Raw genomic sequence first — 4,000 nt, 5'->3', positions numbered from 1 at the left:
TGATCGAGCATGCTCAGGAAGTTCGTCTGGAACGTCATCGGATCGCCCGGAACCCCGAGGCCGAAGCTCAGGGTGTCCTTGTGCAGCTTGTGGGGAATGACGATCGGCGACTGAAACATCTTGTGCGCCGTCATGTTGTCTTCGATGGGCAGCGTGAGATCGAGCATCCTGCCTGACGGAAACTGGCTCATCTTGAATGTACCCCCTTCGCGAGGACGGACGTCGCTCGGCTGTGCCGCCGTGACGCCGAGCTCGAGCTGCGTGGCGCGCCGGCAGCAGGACCAGGGTCCCGGCGACGGCTGCCCGAAGAGTAGCTCCGGGGTTCAAGGGCCGGAAAATAGGCCTTTGCGAAAGCTGCTATCTGTTCGTGCGATAGCGGGCTTGAGTTCGCGGCGCCCCGCCGGCCCCGGGGGCGTCTGGCCAGGCAGCAGCGCCCCGGTCCAGCGTCCGCCCTGGATCAGCTCGCGGATGACCTCACCGATCATGCGTGCGGCGGCCCGGATGCAGGGCTTGCGGTCGCTCCCCCCCGACGAGACCACATAGAGCTGAATGCGAAGGGCCGGGTCGGTGATGGGCCAGGCCCGCACCGATCCCGAGACCCACTCCGTCCCGACGGACGCCTGGGGCAGGACCGTGTAGCCGCGGGACTGGAACACCATGCTCTTGATCTGGGGAAGCGAGTCGATCTCGGCCACGATGTTCAGCGGCATGCGGAGCGACAGGGAGCGGTCGTCCAGCATCTTGCGCAGGTGGTGGGCCCGCGTGGTGTGGATGAGCGGCCGCCGCGTGACCTCCGCAAAGGACACGTCGGATTGCCCGGCGAGTTCGCTGTCCTCCGGGCCGATCAGCGCGAGCCCCTCCGTCCCGACCGGCGCGAGCTGCGGCTGAAGGAGCGGCGGCTGGAATAGGATGGCGGCGTCGAGCTCCCCCTGTTCCAGCCACTTCTCGAGATGGCCGGTCATACCCTCGACCACCTGCAGGCTGATCCCGGGCAGCCGCTCCGGCAGGGCGGACAGAAGCGGCAGCGTCAGCACGCCCGTGATGGTGGTCGGCAGGCCGAGCCGGACCTCCCCGCGCGGCACCGACCGGAAGGCCGCCATCTCGGCCCGGACGTCCTCCATCAACTGCAGGATCTGCTCGGTGCGCGTCAGCAGCGCGTCGCCGGCCTCCGTCAGGACCACCCCACGGCTGTGCCGGGTGAAGAGCCGCACGCCGAAATCGGCCTCGAGCTCGGCGATCTGGCTGGACAGGGCCGGCTGGGCGACATGCAGTTCGGAGGAGGCGCGCGAGAAGCTGCCGCACCGCGCAACAGCTTCGAAGTAGCGGAGGCGACGGAAGTACATCGCTCACAACCTTGCCGCCCGCGAAGGGCCCTGTCGCGCAACGGCGCGAGGTGAACGCGTCGCCCCCATGGGAGCCCGCCGGAAGGCAACATCCGGGCCGCCGGGCGCGAACTCCCCCGCGCAGGTATCTGTCATATAACGGCCGACGATGGCAGCCCACGGAAAAACATATTTAGCTCGCCGGCGGCCCCTCACCTAAGCTCCCCGGTGTATCGGGACCCTGCCCGTGCGGCGATGACGGGCGTTTTCGCGCCTGACGACACGCCCCCAACTGGCTGCCGGGCGGACCACCCCGGGTTGATGACATCAGCAACCCGCACACGCAGGACGATGCGCTGCGCGGCCGCGTCCGGAACTTGCTTCCGGCCGCGCCTATGAGATGGAGTCTGGACGAATGCCCCGCATGCTGGCCACGATCCTCGTCCTGTCGGCCGCTCTCGGATTGTCCTGCGCCAACGCGTCCGAAACCGGGATCAAGATCGGAGTCTTGAACGACCAGACCGGACCACTCGCCGATGTGACCGGGATGGGCTCGGTTCTGGCCGCCCGCATGGCCGTCGAGGAGTTCGGCCCCACGGTGAACGGCAAGCCGATCGAAATCGTCTTCGCGGACCACCAGAACAAGCCCGACATCGGGGCCGGCATTGCCGCCCGCTGGGTGGATACCGAGAAGGTCGACGTCATCGCCGACGTGCCGAACGGCTCGGTGGCGCTCGCCGTCCATCACCTCATGCGCGAGAAGAACCGCGTCTACCTGACGGCCGGCGGGTTCGTTCCGGACATCTCCGGCAAGGATTGCTCGCCGGTCACGACGCAGTGGACCGCCGACACCTACGCGCTGTCCGTCGGCACGGCCCGGGGTCTCGTGCGGCAGAAGCTCGACACGTGGTTCTTCATCACGGCCGACTACGCCTTTGGCAACGCCATGACGCGGGATGCGTCCGAGGCCGTCACACGCAGCGGCGGCAAGGTGCTGGGCGTGGTCAAGCACCCGTTCGGCAATCACGACTTCTCGTCGCTCCTCCTGCAGGCCCAATCGTCCGGCGCCAAGGTGATCGCACTCGCCAATGCCGGCGCGGACACGATCAATGCCCTGAAGCAGAGCCGCGAATTCCGGATCGGCCAGGCCGATCAGCGCATGGCCGCCATGGTGCTGTTCATCACGGATGCGCATGCGCTCGGGCTCGACACGGCCCAGGGGATCATCACCACCGAGCCGTTCTACTGGGACCTGAACGAGGAGACGCGCGCCTGGAGCAAGCGCTTCATGGAGCGCAACGGCGGGCGCGCTCCGACCTCCATCCAGGCCTCCGTCTACAGCTCCATCCTGCACTACCTCAGGGCGGTTCAGGCGGCCGGCACGGAGGACGCCAAGACGGTGACGGACAAGATGAAGGCCACCCCGGTCAACGACTTCTTCTCCAAGAATGTCGAGGTCCGCGAGGACGGGCGTGTGATGCGCGACTTTCACGTCTTCTCGGTGAAAAAGCCGGCCGATTCCAAATACCCTTGGGACTATTACGATCTGCTCACCACCATTCCGGCGGCGGACGCCGCTCGGCCGCTCTCCGAAAGCGAGTGCCCGTTGCTGAAGCGCAAGTGACGGCGGGATCTCCCGCGCGCTGACCGGACCAGCCGCCGCCAGGCCCTGCCTTGGCGAGAGGCGTCGGCCAGCACGCACCTCAGGCCGGCCCCGAGAGCCGAGCGCGCCAAGTGCGCCGCTTGACGAGGTCTGTGATCACGCTCGCCATCACCTCGGCCACGATCCGGCTGGCCCGGGCATGGACGGTTCTCTGCGACACCACGATCGAGAGTTCCCACGTCGGCTTCGGCGCCGTGATCGGGATGGCGACCATCTCGCCGCGCCCGATCTCCTCCGCCATGGCAAAGGGCGGCATGATGGTCGGCGAGCCGGCCAGCACGAGCTGACGGATGGCCGGGAGGGAATCGCAATCGGCTGCGGTCAGCCGGATGTCGATCCGCGAGGCGATCTGCTCGATCAGAGCCCGCAGCACGTTCGGCCGACCCGGGAGCACGAGGGGAAGATGGGCCAGCTCTCTGAACGGGATGGATTTCCGGCGCGCCAGCCGTGAACCCCGGGGGACGTGGAGCTGGAGCTCCTCCGTGATGACCTCGTTCCAGGCCATGTGCTCGTAGGCGCGGTGATTGTAGAGCAGCGCGACGTCGAGCCGGCCGAGCTGGATCCACTCGTCCAGAGTGCCGGTCATGCCCTCCACCACGTGGACCGAGATGTTGGGGTAGCGCTGCTTCATGGCGCTGAGCAGCGGAACCGAGAGTCCGCGGCAGGCCGAGGTCGGCAGACCGAGCGAGACCCGCCCGACCGGGCTCGACACCTGAGACCGGATGGCGTCGCGCGCGTGGTCCACGTCACGCAGGATATTGCGGGCGTGGTCGCAGAACACGAGGCCGATATCGGTCGGCGTGACGCCGCGCGGATGCCGCACCAGTAGATCGACGCCGAGTTCATCCTCGAGCCCGCGCACCTGGATACTCAGCGAAGGCTGCGAGATGCGGAGCAGCTCCGCGGCTCGGGAGACGCTTCCGCATTCGACCACGCTGACAAACGAGCGCAGCTGCCGAAGATCCACCGCGAACCCCTTCCGAAGCCGCAAACGTGCCTGACCGAGCCGCAGGCA

Annotated in this window: 3 protein-coding genes and 1 pseudogene; 1 reads left to right on the top strand and 3 read right to left on the bottom strand. The window is 67.5% G+C overall.

All coding sequences use genetic code 11. The features are described 5' to 3' along the window. Together JWR86_RS11295 and JWR86_RS11290 are read right to left on the bottom strand one after the other, a co-directional pair. Nucleotides 1-191 (bottom strand): annotated as a pseudogene (locus JWR86_RS11295) (cyclase family protein); the annotation flags it as partial. Nucleotides 192-323: 132 nt separating this feature from the next. Continuing rightward, on the bottom strand, nt 324-1,343 hold the full coding sequence (locus JWR86_RS11290) for a LysR family transcriptional regulator (RefSeq protein WP_299565149.1): 1,020 nt from the start codon (nt 1,341-1,343) through the stop codon (nt 324-326). A gap of 403 nt (nt 1,344-1,746) precedes the next feature. On the opposite strand from JWR86_RS11290, the gene JWR86_RS11285 reads away from it, so the two are divergent. Next, complete coding sequence (locus tag JWR86_RS11285; RefSeq protein ID WP_299565147.1) at nt 1,747-2,946, top strand: ABC transporter substrate-binding protein; 1,200 nt, start codon at nt 1,747-1,749, stop codon at nt 2,944-2,946. Between the two features lie 79 nt (nt 2,947-3,025). On the opposite strand, the gene JWR86_RS11280 is transcribed toward JWR86_RS11285, so the two are convergent. Next, on the bottom strand, nt 3,026-4,000 hold a 975-nt coding region (locus JWR86_RS11280), incomplete at its 5' end, for a LysR family transcriptional regulator (protein ID WP_299565144.1).

This window comes from Enterovirga sp., assembly GCF_028290205.1.
GTDB lineage: Bacteria > Pseudomonadota > Alphaproteobacteria > Rhizobiales > Beijerinckiaceae > Enterovirga.
The sequence above is the reverse complement of the archived record's forward strand: the minus strand, read 5'-3'. Positions and strand labels throughout refer to the sequence as shown.